The organism is Variovorax sp. HJSM1_2 (assembly GCF_049316285.1).
Lineage (GTDB): Bacteria > Pseudomonadota > Gammaproteobacteria > Burkholderiales > Burkholderiaceae_C > Rhodoferax_B.
The window spans coordinates 207834-233722 of sequence record NZ_JBMOXA010000008.1; the positions used below are offsets into that span (position 1 = coordinate 207834).

Sequence of the window (25889 nt, forward strand, 5' to 3'; positions counted from 1 at the left end):
GGGTCGGCTGGCGATCAGAACGTGCGGACCTTGGGCGGCACGCTGTCCACCGTCAGGGGCTTGAGGTTCACTGGCTTGTAGGTCAGGCTGTTGTCAGCGCTGTGCCACAGCGTGTGCTTCATCCATTCCTTGTCGTTGCGGCCCAGTGGGAAATCAGGATGGTCGGCAGGGTGCTCGTAGTCGTACACGGTGTGTGCGCCACGGCATTCCTTGCGTGCAGCGGCCGAGGTCATGGTCGCCTGTGCGACTTCGATCAGGTTGTCGACTTCCAGCGCTTCCATGCGCGCGGTGTTCCAGACCTTGGACTTGTCTTTCAGCGTCACCGAGCCCACTTGGGTGCGGATCTCGTTGATCTTGACCACGCCTTCGTCCATGCTGGCTTGGGTGCGGAACACACCAGCGTGTTGCTGCATCGACGAGCGGATGTTGTTGGCGATGTCTTGGGCGTAGACGCCGTCTTTCGACTCTTCGAGCTGGTTCAGGCGGGCCAGCGTGCGGTCAGCGCCGTCGGCCGGCATGGGCTTGTGCTCGCTGCTGCCCTTGACGGTGGAGATGATGTGGCGGCCGGCCGATTTGCCGAACACCAGCAAGTCGAGCAGCGAGTTCGTGCCCAGGCGGTTGGCACCGTGCACCGAAACGCAAGAGCATTCGCCCACGGCGTACAAGCCGTTGACCACCTGGTTGTGCACGTCACCGTTCTGGATCACGACCTGGCCGTTGATGTTGGTCGGGATGCCGCCCATTTGGTAATGGATGGTGGGCACCACAGGGATAGGCTCTTTGGTGATGTCGACGTTGGCGAAGTTCACGCCGATCTCGTACACCGAAGGCAGACGCTTGTGGATGGTTTCCGCACCCAGGTGGTCCAGCTTCAGCACCACGTAGTCTTTGTTCGGGCCGCAGCCACGGCCTTCCTTGATTTCCTGGTCCATGGAGCGCGACACGAAGTCGCGTGGGGCCAAGTCTTTCAGCGTAGGCGCATAACGTTCCATGAAACGTTCGCCATTGCTGTTGAGCAAAATGGCGCCTTCGCCACGGCAGCCTTCGGTCAACAACACACCTGCGCCGGCCACGCCGGTGGGGTGGAACTGCCAGAACTCCATGTCTTGCAGTGGAATGCCGGCACGTGCGGCCATGCCCAGGCCGTCGCCGGTGTTGATGAAGGCGTTGGTCGATGCGGCGAAGATGCGGCCCGCACCGCCGGTGGCCAGCAACACGGCCTTGGCTTGTAATTCGTACAGGTCGCCGGTTTCGAGTTCAAGGGCGGTCACGCCGACCACATCACCATCGGCGTTGCGGATCAGGTCCAGCGCCATCCATTCGACGAAGAAGTTGGTCTTGGCCTTGACGTTTTGCTGGTACAGCGTGTGCAGCATGGCGTGGCCGGTACGGTCGGCTGCAGCGCAGGCGCGTTGCACCGGCTTTTCGCCGTAGTTGGCGGTGTGGCCGCCGAACGGACGCTGATAGATGGTGCCGTCTGGGTTGCGGTCGAACGGCATGCCGAAGTGTTCGAGCTCATACACAACCTTGGGGGCTTCGCGGCACATGAATTCGATGGCGTCCTGGTCGCCCAGCCAGTCAGAACCCTTGATGGTGTCGTAGAAGTGGTAGTGCCAGTTGTCTTCCGACATGTTGCCCAAAGAGGCGCTCACGCCACCTTGTGCGGCCACCGTGTGTGAACGCGTGGGGAACACTTTGGACAAGGAGGCCACGCTCAGGCCGGCCTGGGACAATTCCAGTGCGGCGCGCATGCCGGAGCCGCCGGCGCCAATGATGACAACGTCGAACTTACGCTTGGTGATAGTCGATTTGGTGTAGCTCATGCTCACAGTCTCCAGAGAACTTGGATAGCCCAGCCGGCGCAGCCGACCAGCCATACGATGGTGAAAATCTGGAGCGAGAGTCGAAGCCAGATGATGGATGTGACGTAGTCCATCCAGATGTCGCGCATGCCCACCCACACGTGGTACAGCAAAGCCAAGATGACGGAGAAGGTCAGGACCTTCATCCATTGGGACGCAAAAATGCCGGCCCAGATTTCATAGGTGATGGGACCGGAGGTGAACAGCACTTGGCCGAGCACCAGCACGGTGAAGATGGCCATCAGGCCACCGGTGACACGTTGGGCCAACCAGTCGCGCAGACCGTAGTGTGCGCCGACGACCAGGCGCTTGGAGCCGTAATTGACAGACATGAAAAGGCTCCTTGCTTAGTACAGGCCGAACAGCTTGGCTGCCAGCACGATGGTCAGGCCGATGCTCAGCACCAGCGTCACTTGTGCGGACGACTTGCCAAACTCTTTGCTGACGGCGTGGTTCACGTCCATCCACAAGTGGCGCAAGCCCGCGATGAAGTGGTGCAGGTAAGCCCACATAATGGCCAGCACCACCAGCTTGAAGAACCAGCCGGGCACAAAACCAGCACCGACGTTGAAAACGGCCCGGAATTTGGAGTGGGAGATCTCGCTGGAAACCGAGGTGTCGAACATCCAGATGATGAACGGCATCAGCAAGAACATGATGAAGCCGCTGATGCGATGCAGAATGGAGACGATGCCAGCGGGAGGGAGCCGGTAGCCGGGGAGATCCTTGAGGACGTGGATATTTCTAAATTCAGGCCGCTTGGGCCGCTTTGCTGAGGCTAGCTCGGTCATATGTGTGCTTTCGTGGATGTAACGGCTTTGTAATTCGTAATAGCAAACAACTCAAAATTCTATTGCAACGCAGCACGGCCTGATCGAACTGGCTGCGAATAACCTAGTGTCTCGCACAGTGGCGTGTCAGCTGAGTTCATTGCGATAGTGGTGTGTCGCGGTGTTGTAGAGGCCGCGGCGCAACTCCATCGGGGTGTCGTTGTACGTGTAAGCAATGCGCTCCACGCTCAATAACGGCGTTTGTGCCGAGACTTGCAGCAGCGTGGCCTGTTCGGCATCTGCTGCCACGGCGCGAATTTTTTCTTCGGCGCGCACCATGCGAATGCCGAACTGGGTTTCAAACATGGCGTACATCGGACCTCGGTCGCTGGTCAGATGTTCTGCCGTCAAGCCTTTGAACTGAATGCCCGGTAACCACAGGTCTTCCAGAATGCGCGGAACGAACACGCCGTTGATGGCAAAAGACAATACGCGGCGCACTTGCAGAACGCCGTCGCCGGTGCGCAGCCCCAGGGCGCGCGCCACTTCGGCGCTGGCGCGCGAGCGTTTGCAGTCGATGATGTGGCGCTGCGCGGGCCCCTCGGACTCTATATCGCCCTGATCGGGCACCAGCTTGAGGAAACGGTAACGCACATGTTGCTCGCTGTGCGTGGCGACAAACGTGCCTTTGCCTTGGCGGCGCAGCAGCAGGTTCTCGGCGGCCAGCTCGTCGATGGCTTTGCGCACCGTGCCCTGGCTGACCTTGAAACGGGCGGCCAACTCCATTTCACTGGGGATGGCTTCACCCGGTTTCCATTCGCCCGCTTCCAGGCTCTGCAGGATCAGCCCTTTGATCTGCTGGTACAGCGGACTGAATGCGGGCGTCAGGGCCGGTGCGGCGGCCGCAGGCAGGCTGAACTCGGCGGCACCAGAGGAGGGGTCGCTGGCTGGATGCGTGGATTGGGCCATCGGAGGGCGGGCGTTCAGTGGGCGGGCGTGGGTTTGCGGTAGACCCGAATCATATCTTATATAAGACATAAGACAAATTGACGCAAGCGCGTTATCGAGAGTAAACTGATGGACTGTTTGTGCGAGGCGTCAAGCCCATAAGACAGCCCGTGCAAAGTCATTTTTCTTCTCAACTCTCACTTCCTGGAGTCCTTCCCATGAGCAAAAAACCTGTTCGCGTTGCTGTCACTGGTGCCGCAGGTCAAATCGGCTACGCCTTGTTGTTTCGCATCGCCTCGGGCGAGATGTTGGGCAAAGACCAGCCAGTGATCCTGCAATTGCTGGAAGTGCCGGTTGAAGGCCCACAAAAAGCGCTCAAGGGCGTGATGATGGAACTCGACGACTGCGCGTTCCCGCTGCTGGTCGAGATGACCGCCCACAGCGACCCTATGACCGCCTTCAAAGACGCTGACTACGCGCTGCTGGTCGGTTCGCGCCCACGTGGCCCAGGCATGGAGCGTGCCGAGTTGTTGGCCGTGAACGGCGCCATCTTCACAGCCCAAGGCAAGGCTTTGAACGCCGTGGCCAGCCGCAACGTGAAGGTGCTGGTGGTCGGCAACCCCGCCAACACCAACGCCTACATCGCCATGAAGAGCGCGCCTGATCTGCCACGCAAGAACTTCACCGCCATGCTGCGCCTGGACCACAACCGTGCGGCCAGCCAAATCGCGGCCAAGACCGGCAAGGCCGTGGCTGACATCGAAAAGCTGACCGTCTGGGGCAACCACTCGCCCACGATGTACGCCGACTACCGTTTCGCCACCATCAACGGCGAAAGCGTCGCCAAGATGATCAATGACCAGGAGTGGAATGCCAACACCTTCTTGCCTACGGTTGGCAAGCGCGGCGCCGCCATCATCGAAGCACGTGGCCTGTCGTCGGCTGCCTCGGCTGCGAACGCTGCCATCGACCACATGCGCGACTGGGCCCTGGGCACCAACGGCAAGTGGGTCACCATGGGTATTCCTTCTGACGGCCAGTATGGCATTCCAAAGGACACCATGTTCGGCTTCCCCGTCACCTGCGAAAACGGTGAATACAAGGTTGTCGAAGGTCTGGCCATCGACGCCTTCAGCCAAGAGCGCATCAACAAGACGCTGGAAGAGCTGCAAGGCGAGCAAGCTGGCGTGGCCCACCTGCTCTAAAGCGATCTAGTCACAGCATCCCATGGCCGACTGGAACCCCGCCCTCTACAGCCGATACGAGCGCGAGCGCACGCGCCCCGCGCGTGATCTGCTGGCCCAGGTAGGGCTTGAGAACCCCAAGCGGGTAGTCGACCTGGGGTGTGGCCCCGGCAACTCCACCGAGTTGCTGGTGCAGCGTTATCCAAATGCCCAAGTCACTGGTGTAGACAACTCTGAAGCCATGTTGGCGAGCGCGCGCAAGCGTTTGCCTGGTGCGACATTCGCGCTGGGCGACATCGCCACATGGTTGCCGAGCGAGCCTGTGGATCTGTTGTATGCCAACGCCTCCCTGCAATGGGTGGGCGAGCACGAAACGCTGATCCCCCGCTTGTTGAGCGCCTTGGCGCCCGGCGGCGTGTTGGCCTTTCAAATGCCTGATAACCGCGCCGAGCCTACACACCGGCTGATGCGCGAAGTGGCTGCTTCTGAACCGTTCAGCCGCTATTTCGAAGACCCGAACAATATGCGCACCGGCATCCTGCCGCTGGCGCAGTATTACGATTTGCTGGCACCACATGCCGCGACGTGTGACGCCTGGCACACCATTTACCAACACCCCATGGCCTCGGCCGCGGCGATTGTCGAGTGGGTCAGCAGCACCGGCTTGCAGCCATTCTTGAAGCGCCTGCCCGAAGCCGTGCAGCCGGACTATTTAGCCGAGTACCAGCGCCGCATCGATGCCGCGTATGCCGTCCGTGCGGATGGCCAACGGCTGCTGGCATTTCCGCGCCTGTTTGTGGTGGCCCAACGCGCTTAATTTCCGCATGGACCGTCTTCTTCAGCCTGAATCCAAGCACCAGCCCATGGCTGCTACCCATCCGCGCAAAGCCTTGCTCGGTGCGCAGGGTGGTGCGATTGTGTTGCCGGTTTGCGACCACTACAGCGGTGTGGAAGCACGCATGCGCAAAAGCCTGCAACTGCAGGCCGAGATGACCGAAGAATTCGGCGCCTGTGTGTTCGACGTGACGCTTGATTGCGAAGACGGCGCGCCTGTTGGTGGCGAGGCGGAACACGCGGCCCTGGTGGTGGAGCTGGCGCTGGCTGCTGCTTCGACTGCACGTGTGGCGGCCCGCGTACATGCCGTTGACCACCCAGCTTTCGAGCGCGATGTTGCGGTCATTGCCGGCCAAGCCGGCACGCGTTTGAGCCACATCATGCTGCCCAAGGTGGAGTCGGTGGCCGATGTGGAGCGCGCCGAGGCTGCATTGCAGCTGGCAGGCGCCGCCGACTTGCCGCTGCACGTGCTGATTGAGTCGCCCGCCGCCGTACACCGCGCATTCGACATCGCCGCGCATCCGCGCGTGCAGTCCATCAGCTTTGGCTTAATGGATTTTGTCTCGGCCCACGGTGGTGCCATTCCAGCCAGCAGCCTGCGCGCACAAGGCCAATTCACCCACCCGCTGGTGGTGCGTGCCAAGCTGGAAATTGCGGCTGCCTGCCATGCACACGGCAAGGTGCCGTCGCACTGCGTGGTCACCGAGTTCAGCGACACCGCTGCCATGCAGGCTGCGGCCAAACGCGCGGCGCACGAGTTTGGCTTTACGCGGATGTGGAGTATTCACCCCAGCCAGATCCGGCCCATTCTTGAAGCCTTTGCGCCAGAACAGCAAGAAATTGAAACAGCTTCGAAAATCATAGCTGCCGCCGCTGCTGTGCATTGGGCTCCAATCTCTTTTGCATCACAATTGCATGACCGCGCCAGCTACCGCTATTTTTGGCATGTCATCGAACGCGCGCATGCTACCGGCCGTGTATTGCCCGCAGAGATGCGACCTTATTTTCAGAGTTCACACTAGTGTGTAACGCCCTCACTTTCGGAGACCCCATGAGAGCCATTTTCATCACCGCCGCCATTGGTTTTTTGACCACCAGTCTGGCTTGGGCCGCAGACTCTGCCCCCGCCAAAGACAAGGCCGCCACCAAAACCGCCGCAACCGAAACCAAAAAAGCGCCCGCCAAGAAGAAAGCCGCCGTGACGCCAGAACGTCAGCAGCTGAAGACTGCCGCCATCAGCGTCGCCGCTGGCGTTGAAGCCGCTGAGGCTGCCTTGACCCCGGCCGAACTGGCGATTGCCGAGCGTGTGCAAACCGGCAACCTGCCTTGCGAGTTGGGCACCTCCGTCTCGCTCGAAGCCGATCCCAAAGCGCCTGGCTACTTCAACCTCAAGATGAAGAACGTCAGCTACCGCATGTTCCCCGTGGCCACCACCACCGGCGCCATCCGCCTGGAAGACCAGAAAGCCGGCGCCGTCTGGCTGCAGTTGGCCAACAAGTCGATGCTGATGAACCACAAGCTGGGTCAACGCCTGGCCGATGAATGCCTGAGCCCCGCGCAGAGCGTGGTCGCCGAAGCGCTGCGCAAGAACCCGCTGCCAAGCGTGCTGGATGCTCCAGCCGCCCCGGCTGTGGCTCAGAAGGCCGCACAGTAAGCCGCGCCAGCAGCACACAACATTAGATTTACCCACGATTCTGAAACAGGAGAGACCGCCATGTTGCAAGCCTATATGGACCATGTTGCCGAACGCGCCGCGCTCGGTATTCCCCCGCTGCCCTTGTCTGCCAAGCAGACGGCAGAGCTGATCGAGCTGCTGAAGAACCCGCCAGCCGGCAAAGAAGAATTCTTGCTTAACCTGCTGAGCCATCGTGTGCCAGCCGGTGTGGACGACGCGGCCAAGGTCAAGGCCAGCTACCTGGCGGCTGTGGCCCTGGGCAGCGAGAAAAACGCGCTGATCTCGCGCGCCCAAGCCACGCAGTGGCTGGGCACCATGCTCGGCGGCTACAACATCACGCCGCTGATCGAGCTGCTGAAGGACGCAGAAGTCGGTGGTGTGGCCGCTGAAGGCCTGAAGAAAACCCTGCTGATGTTCGACCAGTTCCATGACGTCAAGGAACTCGCCGATGCAGGCAATAACAATGCCAAGGCCGTGCTGCAAAGCTGGGCCGATGCCGAGTGGTTCACCAGCCGCCCTGAAGTGCCCAAGAGTATTACCTTCACCGTGTTCAAGGTGCCAGGCGAAACCAATACCGACGACTTGTCGCCCGCACCCGATGCGACGACGCGTCCCGACATTCCAATGCACGCCCTGGCGATGCTGAAGAACAAGCGCGAAGGCGCGGCCTTTGTGCCTGAAGAAGACGGCAAGCGCGGCCCGATCAAGTTCATCGAAGACCTGGTGGCGCGTGGCTTGCCCGTCGCTTATGTGGGCGACGTGGTCGGTACCGGCTCCTCGCGCAAGTCGGCCACCAACTCGGTGTTGTGGTTCACCGGTGAAGACATTCCTTTCATTCCGAACAAGAAGTTCGGCGGCATCTGCCTGGGTGCCAAGATCGCGCCTATCTTCTACAACACCATGGAAGACGCGGGTTCGCTGCCAATCGAACTCGACGTGAACCAGATGGACACGGGCGACACCGTTGAGCTGCGCCCCTACGATGGCAAAGCGCTGAAGGACGGCAAGGTCATCTCCGAATTCACCGTCAAGAGCGACGTGCTGTTCGACGAAGTGCGCGCCGGTGGCCGTATCCCGCTGATCATCGGCCGTGGCCTCACCGCCAAGGCGCGTGAGGCGCTGGGCCTGCCAGTGTCTACGCTGTTCCGTTTGCCACAAGAGCCTGTCGATTCCGGCAAGGGTTATTCGCTGGCGCAAAAAATGGTCGGCCGCGCCTGCGGTCTGCCAGAAGGCAAGGGCGTGCGTCCCGGTACTTATTGCGAACCGAAGATGACATCTGTGGGTTCGCAAGACACCACCGGCCCGATGACGCGTGATGAGTTGAAAGACCTGGCTTGCCTGGGCTTCTCGGCTGATCTGGTGATGCAGTCGTTCTGCCACACGGCGGCCTACCCCAAGAAGGTGGACGTCAAGACGCACCACGAACTGCCAGAGTTCATCTCCAACCGTGGTGGCATCAGCCTGCGCCCAGGTGACGGCGTTATCCACAGCTGGCTCAACCGCTTCTTGCTGCCAGACACCGTGGGTACCGGTGGCGACAGCCACACACGTTTCCCTATCGGCATCAGCTTCCCAGCTGGCTCTGGCCTGGTGGCTTTTGCGGCAGCCACGGGCGTGATGCCTTTGGACATGCCTGAGTCGGTGCTGGTGCGTTTCAAGGGCACGATGCAGCCGGGCGTGACCCTGCGCGATCTGGTCAACGCCATTCCGCTGTACGCCATCAAGGCCGGCCTGCTGACGGTGGAGAAGAAGGGCAAGAAGAACATCTTCTCCGGCCGCGTGCTGGAAATCGAAGGCCTGCCAGACCTGAAAGTTGAACAAGCGTTTGAGTTGTCCGACGCCTCTGCCGAGCGCTCCGCTGCCGGCTGTACCGTCAAGCTCAATAAAGAACCAATCATCGAATACATCAACAGCAACATCACGCTGATGAAGTGGATGATTGCCGAAGGTTATGCGGATGCACGTACCCTGGCTCGCCGTATCGCCGCACAAGAAGCCTGGCTGCAAAATCCGCAGTTGCTGGAAGGCGACGCTGATGCCGAGTACGCGGCCGTGATCGACATCGACCTGGCCGACATCCACGAGCCTATCGTCGCCTGCCCCAACGATCCAGACGATGTGAAGACCTTGTCCGACGTGGCGGGTGCGAAGATCGATGAAGTCTTCATCGGTTCGTGCATGACCAACATTGGCCACTTCCGCGCTGCGTCCAAGCTGCTCGAAGGCAAGCGCGACATTCCGGTGAAGCTGTGGGTTGCCCCACCGACCAAGATGGATGCACATCAGCTCACCGAAGAAGGCCATTACGGCGTCTTCGGCACGGCGGGTGCGCGTACCGAAATGCCCGGCTGCTCGCTGTGCATGGGCAACCAGGCCCAGGTGCGCGAAGGTGCCACGGTGATGTCCACTTCGACGCGTAACTTCCCCAACCGCCTGGGCAAGAACACCAACGTTTATCTGGGCTCGGCTGAACTCGCGGCGATCTGCTCGCGTTTGGGCTACATCCCCTCCAAGGAGGAGTACATGGCCGACATGGGTGTGATCAACAAAGACGGTACCAAGATCTACCAGTACCTGAACTTTGACCGTTTGGAAGAGTTCAAGAGCGTGGCAGACACCGTGAAGGACGGCGTAGTGGCGTAGTCCTCCGCCGCGCTGAGTAAAAAATGGCCCTTCGGGGCCATTTTTTATTGCATGCAAAAAATATTTCTACTATTGAGTTGTTTATTGTATTCAAATATGATTTGTGAACTGATTGATTTTTATTGTTCTCAATTCCTGTCAAGGCTTGTATGTCAAAAAGCTCTGATTTCCGCGATACACCGGCCCACTTGATTCGCCGTGCCCATCAATTGGCCGTGGCCATCTTCATGGAAGAAACTTCCGAATATGCGGTAACGCCGGTACAGTTTTCGATACTGGCGGCGCTGCTGGATTCCCCGGGAGAAGACCAGGTCAGCCTTGCCGCCCATGTGGCATTCGATGCCGCCACGTCGGGTTCGGTCGTCAGTCGACTTGAGGCAAGGGGTTGGATTCACCGAGAGGCCGACGTGGGTGATCGGCGTCGGAAACGGCTATGGGTGACACCCGATGGCCGCCAGGCCGTACGCGAAATTCGCCGTGCTGCAAAACGCGCCCAAAACCGCGTTATGGGGCCACTGGCCGCCAATGAACAAGAGGTTCTTAAAGAGCTTCTGTCAAAAATGATTACGCGGCTCGAAGCGCCACAGTAAGTGTGTTGGTAACTCGCCCGTAACCCCGCAGAGCTCATGAGTTGCCAAGCGACTTGTGCGGATCATGTCCTTGTAAGCCTGGGGCTTGCGACTTTGCCAGTAGTGAACCATTTGTAGCATTCTGAAGCTAGGCTTCGCACCAATATGCTGCAAGTTGAGGTTGAATGGAGCTTTCTGATCTCGCTTGAACATAAGGAGTATTCAATGGCAAACATTCAGCACATGGCAAAGCTGCCGCTTTTGGGTTTTGTCGCTTCGGCGGTGATTTTGACGGGCTGTGCCAATATGTCCGAAACCCAAAAGGGAACGGCAATCGGCGCCGGTATTGGAGCGGCTGCCGGCGGAATTATTGGCGACGGGCGCGGTGCTGCCGTGGGGGCTGGGCTAGGCGCGTTGGGTGGCTACGTGTGGTCTAAGCACATGCAAGACAAAAAAGCCGAAATGGAGCGCGCGACTGCTGGCACCGGCGTCGATGTGGTGCAGACCCCCGACAATCGACTCAAGCTGAACATCCCCAGCGATATTTCCTTTGACACTGGCCGCGCTGACATCAAACCGAATTTGCGTCCCATCCTGGACCAATTTGCCAACGGTTTGCGCGATCAGCCGAATACGGAGGTGCGCATTATTGGCCACACGGACAGCACCGGTTCGGATGCCATCAATGATCCGCTTTCGCGCCAACGCGCTGCCAGCGCACGCGACTATTTGGTTTCGCGCGGCGTTAGTGCCAACCGCATCGTGACGGATGGTCGTGGTGCGCGCGAACCCATCGCCGACAACACCAGCGATGCGGGCCGTTCGCGCAACCGCCGCGTGGAGATTTTCCTGGGTGAACGCGCCGCAGGCTAAACGTCCGTGGGGGTGTATGCACCACCATCAGCATGGCTAAAGGCAAAAAAATGGCTCGCACTGCGAGCCATTTTTTATCCGAATCCCTTGCCAGGATCAGTCGGATTTTTGTACCAGGTCGAAATGCTCCACGAGCGGCGGGCTCGCGAAGAACGGTCCGACGATGGCGCGCCACTCAGCAAAAGCAGGGGACTCACGAAAACCCACGTTGTGGTCTTCTATCGTGGCCCAGCGAATCTGTAGCACGTAGCGCTCAGGCGACTCAATGCCCTTGTGTACGCTGCTGCCCAGAAAGCCCTTGGCTTTGCTGATCACCGTGGTTAAACCGTGTTGAATGGCCGCGTCAAACTCGGCTTGCTGCCCGGGCTTGATGCGAATTTCTGCGAGTTCAAGAATCATGTGGATATGGTTTCAATCAATGTGTCGTGATGGGTGGCTTCACAGCACCTCGCTGGCGTAGTCCGCCAGTCTGGAGCGCTCGCCTCGGGCAAGTGTGATGTGGCCGCTGTGAGGCCAGCCCTTGAACTTGTCGACGGCAAAAGTCAGACCGGATGAGCCTTCCGTCAGGTAGGGGGTGTCAATTTGCTGCAGGTTGCCCATGCAGATGATCTTTGTGCCGGGGCCTGCGCGCGTGATCAGCGTCTTCATCTGCTTGGGCGTCAGGTTCTGCGCCTCGTCGATGATCACGTACTTGTTCAAGAAGGTGCGGCCGCGCATGAAGTTCATGCTTTTGATCTTGATACGCGAGCGGATCAACTCATTGGTGGCAGCGCGGCCCCATTCGCCGGCACTGGTTTCGGTCTTGGCCAAGACTTCGAGGTTGTCGTCCAGTGCGCCCATCCATGGGCCCATCTTTTCTTCTTCGGTGCCGGGCAGGAAACCAATGTCTTCACCCACGCTGACGGTGGCGCGGGTCATGATGATTTCGGTGTAGCGGCGGTCGTCCAGCACCTGGGTCAGGCCAGCGGCCAGGGCCATCAGGGTCTTGCCAGTGCCGGCGTTGCCGGTCAGCGTGACGAAGTCGACTTCCGGGTCCATGAGCAAATTCATGGCGAAGTTCTGTTCGCGGTTGCGCGTGGTCACGCCCCACACGGCGTGCTTTAGGTGGTTGTAGTCTTTCAGCGTTTTGAGCACCGCGGTCTTGGCGCGGATTTCGGTCACGCGAGCGTAAAGACTAGGCTCACCCGGCGCTTCAAAGAACACAAACTGGTTGATCAGCAATTCGGGCACGATGGGCCCGGAGATGCGGTAGAAGGTGTGCAGGCCTTGTTGCCAGCTCTCCACCGTCTTGCCGTGTTTGCTCCAGAAGTCCGGTGGCAGGGCGAGCGCGCCAGAGTAGAGAAACTCGCCGTCTTCTAGCACCTTGTCGTTCTGATAGTCCTCGGCTTCCAGGCCCAGTGCACGCGCCTTGACGCGCATGTTGATGTCTTTCGACACCAGCACCACTTCGCGTGGCGCGTATTGCAAACGCAGGGCTTCCACCACGCCCAGAATCTGGTTGTCGGCCTTGCCCTGCGGCAGGCTGGTAGGCAAGCTGTAGTTCAGGGGTTCGGTCTGGAAGCGCAGTTTGCCCTGGGCTTCGATATGGCCCGTGGCGTCCAGTGGCAAACCAACGGCGATGTCGGCGCCATTGGTGCCGGCCAGCGCGTCTAGTGTGCGGCTGGCCTGGCGCGCGTTGCGCGCCACTTCGGTCATGCCTTTTTTGTGGCCATCCAACTCTTCCAGCACGATCATGGGCAGGAAGATGTCGTGTTCTTCAAAGCGGAACAGGCACATCGGGTCGTGCATCAACACGTTGGTGTCGAGCACAAACAGCTTGGTGAGCGCGCCAGCTTTGGCTACTTTGCGTTTGGGCGCTGCTCCACGGGTGCTGCTTGGTGCACGTGGGGCGTCTTCTTTGCCCTCAGCGGGACGCGAAGCAACGGTTTTGGTTTCGACCTGCACCATAGGTTCTTTCGCCATGGCGACCGGACGATTTTCCGGCGCAGCCTCTGGAGCTTTTCGCGCTTGCGGTTTGTCCACGGGTTCGGTCAGGAGGCGAGCTTTCGATTTCGCGGCCGTGCTGGTTTTCGCGGCAGGGCGAGCAACAGCGGGAACATCAAAATCTGCGCGGGCCAGGGTTGCGGCGCGCTTAGTGGGGGCGGGGGGCAGTGGCATATAGCGGAGGCTCGCGGTGGTGAAGTGGATCTAAGCAATCGGTCAAATAGCGAATCAGGGATCAGAAAGCAAAAAAGCCGCCAGGAGGCCTGGGCGGCTTTTGCGGGGGGAGCGCTCTCGAGATCACTGACTGCATGAAACCATTATGCATGAGCCGTGTGTCGTGTGGCATCTCCTTCCAAATCTCATCCACCAACCCCGGAAACCTGATTTCCGAGGGGCGGCTGTGTTGGCTTTAGGCGGACTTTTTCAAGTCTTTGACGGCTTGCAACACTTCATCGACGTGACCAGGGACCTTGAGTCCGCGCCACTCTTGTTGCAGAACGCCATCCGCACCAATCAGAAAGGTGCTGCGCTCAATGCCCTTGACCTTCTTGCCATACATGATCTTGTTTTTGACGACACCGAACATGTGGCACATTTTTTCTTCGGTATCGGCGATCAACTCAAACGGCAGCTCAAGCTTGGTCTTGAATTCGTCGTGCGACTTCATGTTGTCGCGGGACACGCCGAACACGGTGGCACCAGCCTTGACAAATTCTTTGTGTTTGTCGCGGAACTGCATGGCTTCCGTGGTGCAGCCTGGGGTGTTGTCTTTAGGGTAAAAGTACAAGACCACAACCTTGCCGTGATGCGAGGTATTCGAGACCTTGATACCGCCGGTCGCAACAGCATCAAATTCTGGGATGGGTTTATTGACAACGATCGCCATATAGCTTTGAATCTCTTTAGACAGAATGTGGTCGTTGAAGGTTCCAAGAGTCGAAACGGGACTTCAATACGTGTCCTTCTGCATGCGCACGCAAATCGTTACCATTTCAAAAGCATAGGTGTCGTATTGAGTTTCAGTAGCTCAATTGCAACGGACCAGTGGTTTTCTTTGAACAACAGCCCCTGATTTTACCCTGAAATCGACCTTCAGGCTGCTGGCTCTAGTAGCAAGGCCACGGCGACGTGACGGCCTTCCTGCGCGAGGATGTTGTAGGTACGGCAGGCGGCGCCGGTATCCATGGTCTCCAAACCGATGCGCAGCGCCATCAAAGTTTGCAGCCATTGGGGCTTGGGGAAGCGAATCCGGTCGCCGCTGCCAAAGATCACCAGCTCGGGCTTCAATTCGGCCAGCATGGCGAAATGCTCTGCGCCCAAATCTTCATAACGCTGGCAATTCCAGTCGACCATGTGGCCGCGCGATGTGAGCAGCAGGCTGTGCTGCCGGGTCTCGCCATCAACCTTGACCCACCCGGGGCCATAACCCGTGATGGCCTGCACGTCGAATTTGTCGGGTTGGAGTTTCATGGTGCGGGTGCGCTGGCTGGCGCAGTTGGATATGGGTTCCACGCCAAAAAGTCGGCTATAGAAATGTGGTCCAATTATAGGTTTCGCCCACGCCTAGCCTGACGGAGACAACCGCGTTAACCAGGGCGAACGTAGGGGCAGCAACATGGGTCGCGCCGTCTCAGATGACAAGTTGGAACACATGAAGACCATTCGCAAATCAGCCAAGCTCGCCAGCGTTTGTTATGACATTCGCGGCCCCATCATGGACGCGGCGCGCCAGATGGAAGAAGAGGGCCAAAAGATCATCAAGCTCAACATCGGCAACCTGGCGGTGTTTGGTTTTGATTCGCCCGAAGAAATCCAGCAGGACATGATCCGCAACCTGCCAACCTCGGCGGGTTATTCGGACAGCAAAGGCATCTTCGCCGCGCGCAAGGCGGTGATGCACTACACCCAGCAGCAAGGCATCAAGGGTGTGACGCTGGACGACATCTACCTGGGCAATGGTGCCAGCGAGTTGATCGTCATGGCCACCAATGCGCTGCTCAACGATGGCGACGAACTGCTGCTGCCCGCGCCCGACTACCCGCTGTGGACGGCGGCGGTCAGCCTGTCCGGCGGCACGCCCGTGCACTACATCTGCGACGAATCGAATGGCTGGATGCCCGACCTGGCCGACATCCGCAGCCGCATCACGCCCAACACCAAGGGCATCGTCGTCATCAACCCGAACAACCCGACCGGTGCGCTGTACTCCGACGAATTGCTCAAAGGCATCGTCGCCCTCGCACGTGAACACGGCCTAGTGATTTTTGCCGACGAGGTGTACGACAAGGTTTTGTACGACGGCGTGAAACATACCGCGCTCGGCTCGCTCAGCGATGATGTGTTGACGCTGACCTTCAACTCCTTAAGCAAGAGCTACCGCTCGTGCGGCTACCGCGCCGGTTGGCTGGTGGTCTCGGGCGACAAGAAGCCCGCCAAGGACTACATCGAGGGCCTGAACATGCTCTCTAACATGCGTCTGTGCGCCAACGTGCCAGGGCAGTGGGCGATTCAAACCGCGCTGGGCGGCTACCAAAGCATCAACGACCTGGTGGGCCCGGGTGGCCGCCTGCGCCGCCAGCGTGATCTGGCGTACGAGCTGATCACTGCCATTCCCGGCGTCAGTTGTGTCAAGCCGAGCGCTGCTCTCTATATGTTCCCCAAGCTGGACCGCACGATGTACCCCATCGAAGACGACCAGCAGTTCATACTGGAGATGCTCCAGGAAACCAAGGTCATGCTGGTGCAGGGCACGGGTTTCAACTGGGCTTCGCCAGACCACTTCCGCATCGTTTTCCTACCCCACGAAGACGACTTGCGCGAAGCCATTGGGCGTATCGCCAAATTCCTCGAACACTATCGAAAACGAAGTGCCTGACGCACTGTCAGAGCGCGTCACAGCCATTTTTTATCCAAGAGTCTCTATGAAATCCATCCAAGTCGGCATCCTCGGCATCGGCACCGTGGGCAGCGGTGTGTTCAACGTTCTGCAGCGCAACCAAGAAGAAATTCGGCGACGTGCGGGCCGCGGCATTGAAGTGACCATGGTGTCGCGCCGCGACGTGGCCAAGGCGCGTGAACTGGTGGGCGAGCATGCCCAGGTGGTGGCCGATGCACGTGCCATCATCGCCAACCCGGCGATCGACGTGGTGGTGGAACTGATTGGCGGCTACACCCTGGCGCGCGAATTGGTGCTGGAAGCCATTGCCGCTGGCAAACACGTGGTCACGGCCAACAAGGCCTTGCTGGCCGTGCACGGCACCGAGATTTTTGCGGCAGCACATGCCAAGGGTGTGATCGTGGCTTTTGAAGCCGCTGTGGCCGGTGGCATTCCCATCATCAAGGCACTGCGTGAAGGTTTGAGCGGCAACAGCATCCAGTGGATCGCCGGCATCATCAACGGCACCACCAACTTCATCCTGTCCGAGATGCGCGACAAGGGCCTTGATTTCGACGTGGTGCTGAAAGAAGCGCAACGCCTGGGTTACGCCGAAGCCGACCCGACCTTCGATATCGAAGGTGTGGATGCAGCGCACAAGGCCACGCTGATGAGCGCGATTGCGTTCGGTATTCCGGTGCAGTTCGACAAGGCTTATGTCGAAGGCATCACCAAGCTCGACGCCGCCGACATTCGCTACGCCGAAAAGCTGGGCTACCGCATCAAGCTCCTGGGCGTCACCAAGCGCACACCCCAAGGCATTGAGCTGCGTGTGCACCCCAGCCTGGTGCCGGCCAAGCGCCTCATTGCCAATGTGGAAGGCGCGATGAACGCCGTGGTGGTGCAGGCCGATGCCGTGGGCACCACGCTGTACTACGGCAAGGGCGCGGGCAGCGAGCCCACGGCCAGCGCCGTGATTGCCGATCTGGTCGACATTGCACGTCTGGCGACAGCCGATGCCGAGCATCGTGTGCCTTATCTGGCGTTCCAGAACGACAAGCTGTCCGATCTGCCCGTGATGCCTATGAGCGAAGTGGTCACCAGCTACTACCTGCGCCTGCGTGTGGCCGACCAAGCCGGCGTGTTGGCCAAGGTCACGGGCATCCTGGCCGCGGCCGACATCAGCATAGACGCCGTGTTGCAGCGCGAAGCCGATGAAGTGGGCGGCGAAGGCTCGACACAGACCGACTTGATCATCCTGACGCACGAAACGCGTGAAGGCAACATGAACGACGCCATCGCCCACATGCAGGCGCTGCCCACCGTTTTGCAGCCCATCACCCGTATCCGCAAAGAGGAGCTTTCCTGATGCAATACATCTCCACCCGCGGCGACAACACGCCGCGCAAGTTCTGCGAAATCCTGCTCGAGGGCCTGGCGCCCGATGGCGGCTTGTACCTGCCCGTGGCCTATCCGCAGGTGGATGCGGCTACGTTGGGCCGCTGGCGCAAGGTCTACCACGAGCAAGGTTATGCCGACCTGGCGTTTGAGATCCTGTCGCTCTACATCGACGACATTCCGGCCAAGGACTTGCGCGCGCTGTGCCAGAAGACTTACACCGCCGAGGTGTTCGGCACCGGCGAGATCGTGCCCCTGCGCCATCTGGAAGACGGTCTGTGGCTGGAAGCTTTGTCGAACGGCCCGACGCTGGCCTTCAAGGACATGGCCATGCAGTTGCTCGGCAATCTGTTCGAATACGAACTCGGCCGCCGTGGTGAGGAGCTGAACATCCTGGGCGCCACCAGTGGCGACACCGGCAGCGCCGCCGAATACGCCATGCGTGGCAAAAAGGGTGTGCGTGTGTTCATGACCAGCCCGCAAGGCCGCATGAGCCCGTTCCAGCAGGCGCAGATGTTCAGCCTGCAGGACGAAAACATCTACAACATCGCCATTGAGGGCGTGTTCGACGACTGCCAGGACATCGTCAAGGCCGTGTCCAACGACCTCGCGTTCAAGCGCAAGTACAAGATCGGCACCGTCAACTCCATCAATTGGGCGCGCCTGCTGGCACAAGTGGTCTACTACTTCGCCGGCTACATACAGGCGACCACGGACGAGACGCAAAAGGTCAGCTTTACCGTGCCCAGCGGCAACTTCGGCAACGTCTGTGCCGGCCACGTGGCGCGCATGATGGGGCTGCCGATCGCGCAACTGGTGGTTGCCACCAACGAGAACGACGTGCTCGACGAGTTCTTCCGCACCGGCATCTACCGTGTGCGCGGCAGTGCCGACACACACGAGACCTCCAGCCCGTCCATGGACATCTCCAAGGCCTCGAACTTCGAGCGTTTTGTGTTCGACCTGCTGGGCCGCGACGGCAGCCGCACACGCGAACTGTTTGGCCCGCAACTGGCCAGCACCGGCCAGTTCGACCTGAGCGCCGACCCGCTGTTCAAGGAGGCCGCAGCACGTTATGGCTTCATCAGCGGCAAGAGCACCCATGCCGACCGCCTGGCCACCATACGCGACACCGATAAACGCCACGGCGTGGTCATCGACACCCACACGGCCGACGGCGTGAAGGTGGCGCAGCAGGTGCGCAAGAATGCCGATCAGGCCGGTGTGCCTATGATCGTGCTGGAGACCGCGCTGCCCATCAAGTTTGCCGCCACCGTGCAGCAAGCCCTGGGCCGTGCGCCCGAGCGGCCAGCCAAGTTTGCCGGCATCGAAGACCTGCCACGCCGCGTGGTTGACCTACCGGCCGACGTGGCCGTGGTCAAAGCTTTCATCGAGAAAGCCTGCGCGTAAATTTTATGAAGGTGGTTTGCTTTGCAGGTTACTCCGGCGCGGGTAAAACCACCTTGCTGGAGCGCTTGATCCCGGCGCTCAAAGCCGGCGGCCAACGTGTGTCGGTGGTCAAACACGCGCACCACCAGTTCGACATCGACCAGCCCGGCAAAGACTCGTACCGCCACCGCAAGGCTGGCGCGTTTGAGGTGCTGGTGGCCTCCGACCTTCGCCTGGCGCTGATGCGCGAGCTGGAAGTGCCCACGCCGCCCAATGTGCACAGCCTGTTGGCGCTGCTGGATAACGGCATAGATTGGGCGCTGGTTGAAGGTTTCAAAAACAGCGACCTGCCCAAGCTGGAAATCTGGCGCGCGAGTGCCGGTAAGCCCGCGATCTACCCATACGACCCGCTGGTGTTGGCCATCATCACCGACGATGCGGCCAGCCTGCCCGAGCCCACGGCGCTGCCCGTGCTTGACCTTAACGACGCCGGGCAAATAGCCGCATGGCTTGCACAACACGCGGCCCGGTTCGACTACAGTGCACCCGAGGCAACGGCATAACTTCACACGCTGGTGGAACGCATGGCCGTGCCAAAAGACCATGAGATGTTATGACCATGTCCCAAGCTTCTAAACCAATAGTTCAGCCCCTCAAGTCGCTCGACCAAGCCTTGGCCGAGTTGTTGGCTTTTGCCGTGCCGCTATCGCAAGCCGAAGCGCTTGCTACCTTCGATGCCGATGGCCGCATCCTCGCGCAGTCGGTGGTGTCGCCACTGCAGGTGCCGCCGCAAGACAACAGCGCCATGGACGGCTACGCCATGCGCGCCGCCGATGTGCCGGCCGCAGGCATGGTGTTGCCGGTGTCGCAACGTATTGCCGCAGGCAGCGTGGGCACGGCGCTGCAGCCCGGCACGGCTGCGCGCATCTTCACCGGTGCAGCCTTGCCACCCGGTGCCGATGCGGTAGTGATGCAGGAAGAATGTGAAGCGCTGGAACAGCCCGCTGGCGCGGTGCGCATCAACAGTGTGCCCAAAGTCGGGCAGTGGGTGCGTCGCAGCGGTGAAGACGTGACCCTGGGTGCCGAAGTATTGAGCGCTGGCCAGCGTCTGGGCCCCGCCGCACTCGGCATGGCCGCCAGCGTGGGCATGGCGCATTTGCAGGTGGCACGCAAGCCGCGTGTGGCCTTGTTTTCCACCGGCGACGAGTTGGTGATGCCAGGTGCCGTGGCGCCGGCCGACATGCCGCCCGGTGCCATCTACAACTCCAACCGCTTCTTCTTGCGCGCCTTGCTGACGCGCCTGGGCTGCGAGGTCACCGACCTGGGCATCGTGCCCGACCAACGGGCCGCCACCATACAGGCGCTGCGCGATGCAGCGGTGTCGCACGACCTCATCCTCACCAGCGGTGGTGTCTCGGTGGGCGACGAGGACCACATCAAACCCGCGGTGCAAGAACTCGGCACACTCAACCTCTGGCAAATCGCCATCAAGCCCGGCAAGCCCTTCGCCTATGGCCAGATCACCTACCCCATCGTGGCGCCCGGTACGCCGCACGCGGCCTGCCATTTCATTGGTTTGCCGGGTAATCCGGTGTCTAGTTTTGTGACCTTCCTGCTGCTGGTGCGACCGTTTCTGCTGAAACTGCAGGGCGCCAGCCAGATCACCCCCGTGGGTTATGCGCTGCGTGCCGATTTCGACTGGCCACGTGGTGACCGCCGGCGCGAGTTTTTGCGCGTGCGCCGTAATGCGCAAGGCGGGCTGGAGCTGTTCAAAAACCAAAGCTCGGGTGTGCTCACCTCCAGCGTGTGGGGCGACGGTGTGATCGACAACCCGCCCGGCCAAAGCATCGCGCGTGGTGACACGGTGCACTTTATTCCGTTTGCGGAGTTGCTGGCATGAGAAGTAGCCCCCACGCTGCCCACCATGTGTGGTCGCTGCCCCCCGAGGGGGCCGCTCTTCATCTTGGGGCGGCCCGGCGATGAAGAAGCTCTCGGTGAAATACTTTGCTTCGGTGCGCGAAGCCATTGGCACGGGCAGCGAGCCGGTCGAGACCAACGCCGCCACCTTGGGCGCGCTGCGAGACGAATTGATCGCCCGGGGCGGCGCCTACGCCAGCAGCCTGGCGCGTGGCAAAACCGTGCGGCTGGCGCGCAACCAGGTGATGAGTGATGAAACGGCGCTGTTGGCTGAAGGTGACGAGGTGGCGTTTTTTCCACCCGTCACCGGCGGTTAAGCCACGCTTATTGCTCCAGCCAGGTCCCGACTTGGCGTTCCCGAGCGCGTTGGTACAACACCCGCGCCGTGGCTACGTCTTCCAACGCCATACCGAGCGATTTGAACAACGTGACTTCACCCGCACTGCTGCGGCCCGGGTGCTGGCCAATCACCAGTTCACCCAACTCGGCCAGCAGACTTGCCGGGGTCACCAGGCCAGCCTTGTGCGCGTTCAGGTAGTCACCCGCTTCGTTGAGCGTGGACTCGCGCCGGTCGACAAACAACGACGCCCGGCCCATCAGCGCAGCTTCCATTTCGGCGTGTGAAGGGGTGCTCGAGCCCACCACGTTGAGGTGGGTGCCGGGCGCAATCCATTCCGCTTTGACAATCGGCTCGCGGGCGCTGGTCACCGTGACCACAATGTCCACCTGGGCCACGGCTTCTTCAACCGAAGAGACGGCCTCCAGCGCGAAGTTGTAGTGCGGCTGCTGCGCCGCCACAAAGGCTTCAGCGCTGGCCAGGCTGCGCGCGGCCACCTTGACCTTGGTGAGTGGCCGTGCCGCCGCCACCGCTGCGAGTTGCCACGCGGCCTGATGGCCGCTGCCCACCAGCGCCAGCGTTTGCGCTTCTGGCCGGGCCAGCAGGCGCGTGGCCAGGCCGGTCATGGCGGCGGTGCGGATGCCGGTGATCTCAGACGCCGCCATCACGCCCAACAACGCCCCCGTGCTGCCGCTGAACAGCAGCACACAGCCCTGGTGTGGGTCCAGCCCCATGACGCTGTTGCCGGGGAAGAAGCCGCCGGTTTTGGCGCCGTACACCGGATCGGCGCCGCCGATATAGGCGGGCATCAAACCCAGCAAACCAATCGCGTCCGGCGGGCGCACGATCTGGCGCAGCGGCTGGTGCACGCTGCCACGCGCCAGCTCGGCCATGGCGTCGGCCATCACGTCTATACATTCGGCCACGCTCAGCAGGCTGGCGATTTGTGCCGCGCTCAGGAACAGCACTGGCGGGACTGTTGCTTGGCTGATGCGGCTCATGCCGTGGCAGCCTTTGCCGCATCCAGGTGTTTGGAGAGTGTGCCCAGGTCTGTGTTGGTGCCACACAGCAGTACACCCACACGTTTGCCTTGCAGCTTGGTGCGCAGTGGGCCCAACAGCGCGGCCGTGGCCACGGCGCAGGCGGGCTCGGGCGCGAGCTTCAGTTCTTCAAACAGCACCACCATGGCCTGGCGAATCTGGTCGTCGCTGACGGTGGTCAGTTCATCGATGTTCTGGCGGCACAGGTTCAGGCTGTAGGCCTCGGTGTGTGGCGCCATCAGGCTGTCGGCAATGCCTTGCATGGCTCCCATCTTGATGGGGCCGCCGGTCTTGAAACTCTGCGCCATGCTGTCCGCGCCCTCGGGCTCTACACCGTAGACCTTGCATTCGGGCTGCACCAGCTTGAAGGCCGTGGCAACCCCAGCGGCCAGGCCACCACCGCCTATGGGCACGATCACCGCATCCAGCGCACGGGCTTGGGTGGCCCACTCAAAACCCAGCGTGGCCGTGCCCAGCACCGTGTGGTAGCCGTTGAACGGATGCACGAAGAAGCGCCCCTCGGTTGCCTCGATGTGGCGCACCTGTTCAAAGGCCACGGCGCCGTTGTCGGCCATCACCACTTCGGCTCCGTATTGGCGGCACAGCGCCACCCGGAACGGACTGGCGGTCTTGATCATCACCACCTTGGCGCTGATGCCCAGCTTCATGGCCGCATAGGCCACGGCCACCGCGTGGTTGCCCGCGCTCACACAGGTCACACCGGCAGCATGTTGCTTGAGGCTCAGGGCCAGCAGGTTGGAGAACGCGCCACGCGCCTTGAAGGTGCCGCTGGCTTGCAGCAATTCAAACTTGAAGTTGATGGCCGTGCCGCTCAGGTCGGCCAGCACATCGCGGTCTTGTGTGGGTGTGGTGAACACATACGGTGCGAGCTTGCTGTGCTGCGCACGGATGGCATCCAGCGTGGGCTGGGTTTGGGTGTCGATGACGAGGTCTTGTTGCGACATAAATTCTCGGAGGAACATGTGTTGAGGTTATTTGAAGCCCAGATGACGGCGCGTGCCTACCAGTGCAGCAAGGCTGATGGCAGCGGCAAACATCAGGTAGTAGCTGGGCGACAGTTTGTCGTTGGTCACGCTGATCAGCCACGTCAGGATGAAGGGCGCGAAGCCACCAAAAATCGTCACCGCCGTGTTGTAGCTCAAAGACAGGCTGGTGGTGCGGGTGTGCGTGGGGAACAGCTCGGACAACAAGGCGGGCACGGGCGCAAAGTAGCTGGTCATCAAGGTGCCGAAGATGATCTGCACGACCAGCAGCGTGCCGAAGCTGGGCGATGCCGCAAGGTAGGCAAACATGGGGTAGATGGCCAGCAGCATCAACACGGCGGCGATGCTCATCAGGCGCACACGGCCCACGCGGTCAGACAAATGGCCGATGGCGGGCGCCAGGAACATCTGGATCACGCCCACCATGGTGGTGGCCGAAAACACCACCGAAGCCGGCAGGCCGAGTTGCTTCACGCCGTAGATTGGCATGAACAACACCAGGTAGGTCGACACCGTGCCCAGGATCACAATGCCCACGGCCAGCAGCAGGCGCAGCTTTTGCTCGCTGAAGGCATCGCGCAGCGGCGTCGTGGTGGCTTCAATGCGTTGGAACTCCGGGCTCTCGTCCACGTGGCGGCGAATGTAATAGGCCACGGGGCCGATGAGCAGGCCGAAGATGAAGGGAATGCGCCAGCCCCAGCTGTTCATCTGGTCCGCGCTCAAGCTGCCGGTGAGCACGGCGCCAAAGCCGGCGGCCAACACCGTGGTCAGGCCTTGGCTGGCGACTTGCCAACTCGAGAAAAAGCCGCGGCGGTTGGGTGCGTGTTCGGCCAGGAAGGCCGTGGCGCTGCCAAACTCACCACCGGCCGAGAAGCCCTGGATCATGCGCGCCAACACCAGCACGGCTGGGGCCAGCAAACCAATGCTGGCGTAGGTCGGCACCACGCTGATCATCAGTGTGCCGATGAACATCAGCACGATGGACAGTGTGAGGGCGGCCTTGCGGCCCGCGCGGTCGGCATAGGCACCGATGAGGATGGCGCCCAGCGGCCGCATGAAGAACGACACACCAAAGGTGCCCAGCGTGAGCAGCAGCGACACCGTGTCGTCCCCCGTGGGGAAAAACAGCTTGGAGATGGTGGCAGCAAAAAAGCCGTAGACCACCAGGTCGAACCACTCCAAGGCGTTGCCTATGGACGCCGAAATCACCGCTCGCCACGGTGGTGCGTGTACGTCGGTGGGCTGGGCCGGAAAGGACGGGGGGTTCTGAGCCATGGGACGGATTCCTTGAAACATTGGAAACGACGAAAAGCCAAGGGCATGCCGGTGCTGGAGACCGGCGTTATGACAGCGGAAAAGGGGCGGTCAGGTGGTGACCGAAAGGCTTTGAATCAGCTTGCGCATAAAGGCTTCGCACTGCGCGATCTGCTCCAGCGTGACGTATTCGTTGGCCTTGTGTGCCTGCTCGATGTTGCCCGGCCCACAGACGATGGCCGGAATGCCCATGGCCTGGAACAACCCGGCCTCGGTGCCATAGGCCACCTTGCGTGTGGCACGGTCCTCAGTGAGCGCGCGCACCAGTTGTGTGATGGCGGCTTGCTCCGAGGCGTCGAGTGTGGGCGCGAGTGCCAGGGTGTCGAATTCGATGCGTGCGTCGGGGTGCTCGGCACGCATGCGCGGCAGCAAGGTATTGGCCGCATAGTCCTGGATGCGCGCCAGTATGGGGGCGTTGTCCACGCCCGGCAGGTTGCGGTATTCAAAGCTGAACTCGCACTGTGCGGGCACGGTGTTGAGCGCAATGCCGCCCTGTATGGTGCCGGTCTGCAGCGTGGTGAAGGGCACGTCGAAGTCCTGGTCGAACGGGCCCTGGGCGCGGAACTGGTCGGCCTGGTCGCGGATGAAGCAGATCAAGCGCGCCGCGTATTCGATGGCGTTCAAACCCTGGGGCGTGAGTGAAGAATGCGCCGCATGGCCGTGCACACGGCAACGGTAGGCATTGATGCCTTTGTGGGCCACGATGGGGCGCATGTCGGTGGGTTCACCGACGATGCAGCCGTTGGCCGTGATGCCGCGTGCCTTCAGGTCGGCCAGCATGTAGGGCGCGCCAATGCAGCCGAGTTCTTCGTCGCAGGACAAGGCGAAGTGAATCGGTTCGCGCAAGCGGGCGGCCTGCATCTCGGGCAGCAAGGCCAGCGCCACACCGATGAAACCCTTCATGTCGCAGGCGCCGCGCCCATAGAGTTTTCCGTCGCGAATCGTCGGCTCGAAGGGCGGGCTGTCCCAGTTCTGGCCTTTGACCGGCACCACGTCGGTGTGGCCAGACAGCACAATCCCGCCTTGCGTGCCGCCATCGGCTGCGGGTAAGGTGGCAAACAGGTTGGCTTTTTTGCCACTGGGCTCGAAGGTGAGGGTGGCCGGGATGCCGGCTTCCGCGAGGTAGTCGCGCACCGCTTCTATCAGGCCCAGATTAGACTGAAAGCTGGTGGTGTCGAAGCGGATGAGCTTTTCTATCCATGCGAGAGAAACCGGAAAAAGGGCAGCGGTGTTCGGCGTTTTCATAAAATTATCATATACGAAAATTTTCATAT

The 25889-nt window shown here is 60.8% G+C and carries 25 protein-coding genes; 13 read left to right on the plus strand and 12 right to left on the minus strand.

Going from position 1 to position 25889, the window contains the following annotated elements:
• Window positions 1-14: 14 nt before the first annotated feature.
• From sdhA to ACFQ95_RS11570, 4 genes are all read right to left on the minus strand, one after another.
• Window positions 15-1823, minus strand: a complete 1809-nt coding sequence (gene sdhA / locus ACFQ95_RS11555) for a succinate dehydrogenase flavoprotein subunit (protein WP_422831068.1) — start codon at window positions 1821-1823, stop codon at window positions 15-17.
• A gap of 2 nt (window positions 1824-1825) precedes the next feature.
• Window positions 1826-2194, minus strand: a complete 369-nt coding sequence (sdhD, locus tag ACFQ95_RS11560; protein WP_422831069.1) for a succinate dehydrogenase, hydrophobic membrane anchor protein — start codon at window positions 2192-2194, stop codon at window positions 1826-1828.
• A 15-nt stretch (window positions 2195-2209) separates the two neighbouring features.
• Window positions 2210-2653, minus strand: a complete 444-nt coding sequence (sdhC, locus tag ACFQ95_RS11565) for a succinate dehydrogenase, cytochrome b556 subunit (protein ID WP_422831070.1) — start codon at window positions 2651-2653, stop codon at window positions 2210-2212.
• A gap of 126 nt (window positions 2654-2779) precedes the next feature.
• A complete protein-coding gene (locus tag ACFQ95_RS11570; protein ID WP_422831071.1) occupies window positions 2780-3601 on the minus strand; it encodes a GntR family transcriptional regulator in 822 nt (273 codons plus the stop codon).
• A 197-nt stretch (window positions 3602-3798) separates the two neighbouring features.
• On the opposite strand from ACFQ95_RS11570, the gene ACFQ95_RS11575 reads away from it, so the two are divergent.
• From ACFQ95_RS11575 to ACFQ95_RS11605, 7 genes are all read left to right on the plus strand, one after another.
• Window positions 3799-4785, plus strand: a complete 987-nt coding sequence (locus tag ACFQ95_RS11575) for a malate dehydrogenase (RefSeq protein ID WP_422831072.1) — start codon at window positions 3799-3801, stop codon at window positions 4783-4785.
• A gap of 22 nt (window positions 4786-4807) precedes the next feature.
• Window positions 4808-5581, plus strand: coding sequence for a trans-aconitate 2-methyltransferase (gene tam / locus ACFQ95_RS11580; RefSeq protein ID WP_422831073.1), 774 nt, complete (start codon window positions 4808-4810; stop codon window positions 5579-5581).
• 7 nt (window positions 5582-5588) lie between these two features.
• Window positions 5589-6620, plus strand: coding sequence for an HpcH/HpaI aldolase/citrate lyase family protein (locus tag ACFQ95_RS11585; protein WP_422831075.1), 1032 nt, complete (start codon window positions 5589-5591; stop codon window positions 6618-6620).
• A 29-nt stretch (window positions 6621-6649) separates the two neighbouring features.
• Window positions 6650-7252: a hypothetical protein gene (locus tag ACFQ95_RS11590; RefSeq protein ID WP_422831077.1), complete on the plus strand. Its 603-nt coding sequence runs from the start codon at window positions 6650-6652 to the stop codon at window positions 7250-7252.
• Between the two features lie 60 nt (window positions 7253-7312).
• A complete protein-coding gene (acnB, locus tag ACFQ95_RS11595) occupies window positions 7313-9916 on the plus strand; it encodes a bifunctional aconitate hydratase 2/2-methylisocitrate dehydratase (RefSeq protein ID WP_422831079.1) in 2604 nt (867 codons plus the stop codon).
• 149 nt (window positions 9917-10065) lie between these two features.
• Window positions 10066-10506, plus strand: a complete 441-nt coding sequence (locus ACFQ95_RS11600) for a MarR family winged helix-turn-helix transcriptional regulator (RefSeq protein WP_422831080.1) — start codon at window positions 10066-10068, stop codon at window positions 10504-10506.
• Window positions 10507-10728: 222 nt separating this feature from the next.
• Window positions 10729-11358, plus strand: coding sequence for an OmpA family protein (locus tag ACFQ95_RS11605; protein ID WP_422831130.1), 630 nt, complete (start codon window positions 10729-10731; stop codon window positions 11356-11358).
• 96 nt (window positions 11359-11454) lie between these two features.
• Here ACFQ95_RS11605 and ACFQ95_RS11610 read toward each other — a convergent pair whose 3' ends face one another.
• From ACFQ95_RS11610 to ACFQ95_RS11625, 4 genes are all read right to left on the minus strand, one after another.
• A complete protein-coding gene (locus tag ACFQ95_RS11610) occupies window positions 11455-11757 on the minus strand; it encodes an antibiotic biosynthesis monooxygenase family protein (protein ID WP_422831082.1) in 303 nt (100 codons plus the stop codon).
• Between the two features lie 39 nt (window positions 11758-11796).
• Window positions 11797-13320 (minus strand): PhoH family protein, encoded by a 1524-nt coding sequence (locus ACFQ95_RS11615; RefSeq protein WP_422831083.1) that lies wholly within the window; start codon window positions 13318-13320, stop codon window positions 11797-11799.
• 430 nt (window positions 13321-13750) lie between these two features.
• A complete protein-coding gene (locus tag ACFQ95_RS11620) occupies window positions 13751-14227 on the minus strand; it encodes a peroxiredoxin (RefSeq protein WP_422831084.1) in 477 nt (158 codons plus the stop codon).
• Window positions 14228-14433: 206 nt separating this feature from the next.
• A complete protein-coding gene (locus tag ACFQ95_RS11625; RefSeq protein ID WP_422831085.1) occupies window positions 14434-14811 on the minus strand; it encodes an Mth938-like domain-containing protein in 378 nt (125 codons plus the stop codon).
• 181 nt (window positions 14812-14992) lie between these two features.
• On the opposite strand from ACFQ95_RS11625, the gene ACFQ95_RS11630 reads away from it, so the two are divergent.
• From ACFQ95_RS11630 to moaD, 6 genes are all read left to right on the plus strand, one after another.
• A complete protein-coding gene (locus ACFQ95_RS11630) occupies window positions 14993-16216 on the plus strand; it encodes a pyridoxal phosphate-dependent aminotransferase (protein ID WP_422831087.1) in 1224 nt (407 codons plus the stop codon).
• A 46-nt stretch (window positions 16217-16262) separates the two neighbouring features.
• Window positions 16263-17585 carry a homoserine dehydrogenase gene (locus tag ACFQ95_RS11635; protein ID WP_422831089.1) on the plus strand — a complete coding sequence of 441 codons (1323 nt, stop codon included), beginning with the start codon at window positions 16263-16265 and terminating at the stop codon, window positions 17583-17585.
• Entirely contained in the window at window positions 17585-19024 is a 1440-nt protein-coding gene (gene thrC / locus ACFQ95_RS11640; protein ID WP_422831091.1) for a threonine synthase, read from the plus strand. Before ACFQ95_RS11635 ends, thrC begins: the two co-directional genes overlap by 1 nt.
• A gap of 5 nt (window positions 19025-19029) precedes the next feature.
• The gene (gene mobB / locus ACFQ95_RS11645; protein WP_422831093.1) at window positions 19030-19566 is read left to right on the plus strand and encodes a molybdopterin-guanine dinucleotide biosynthesis protein B; all 537 of its coding nucleotides are present in this window, start codon (window positions 19030-19032) and stop codon (window positions 19564-19566) included.
• A 56-nt stretch (window positions 19567-19622) separates the two neighbouring features.
• Window positions 19623-20903 (plus strand): gephyrin-like molybdotransferase Glp, encoded by a 1281-nt coding sequence (gene glp / locus ACFQ95_RS11650; RefSeq protein WP_422831094.1) that lies wholly within the window; start codon window positions 19623-19625, stop codon window positions 20901-20903.
• A 79-nt stretch (window positions 20904-20982) separates the two neighbouring features.
• Window positions 20983-21237: a molybdopterin converting factor subunit 1 gene (moaD, locus tag ACFQ95_RS11655; RefSeq protein ID WP_422831095.1), complete on the plus strand. Its 255-nt coding sequence runs from the start codon at window positions 20983-20985 to the stop codon at window positions 21235-21237.
• Between the two features lie 7 nt (window positions 21238-21244).
• Here moaD and ACFQ95_RS11660 read toward each other — a convergent pair whose 3' ends face one another.
• From ACFQ95_RS11660 to argE, 4 genes are all read right to left on the minus strand, one after another.
• Window positions 21245-22258: an ornithine cyclodeaminase family protein gene (locus ACFQ95_RS11660; protein WP_422831097.1), complete on the minus strand. Its 1014-nt coding sequence runs from the start codon at window positions 22256-22258 to the stop codon at window positions 21245-21247.
• The gene (locus ACFQ95_RS11665) at window positions 22255-23280 is read right to left on the minus strand and encodes a threonine/serine dehydratase (protein ID WP_422831098.1); all 1026 of its coding nucleotides are present in this window, start codon (window positions 23278-23280) and stop codon (window positions 22255-22257) included. The genes ACFQ95_RS11660 and ACFQ95_RS11665 overlap by 4 nt, the downstream gene beginning before the upstream one ends.
• Before the next feature lie 9 nt (window positions 23281-23289).
• Window positions 23290-24576 (minus strand): MFS transporter, encoded by a 1287-nt coding sequence (locus ACFQ95_RS11670; protein WP_422831100.1) that lies wholly within the window; start codon window positions 24574-24576, stop codon window positions 23290-23292.
• 90 nt (window positions 24577-24666) lie between these two features.
• Entirely contained in the window at window positions 24667-25860 is a 1194-nt protein-coding gene (gene argE / locus ACFQ95_RS11675; RefSeq protein WP_422831102.1) for an acetylornithine deacetylase, read from the minus strand.
• Window positions 25861-25889: the final 29 nt, after the last annotated feature.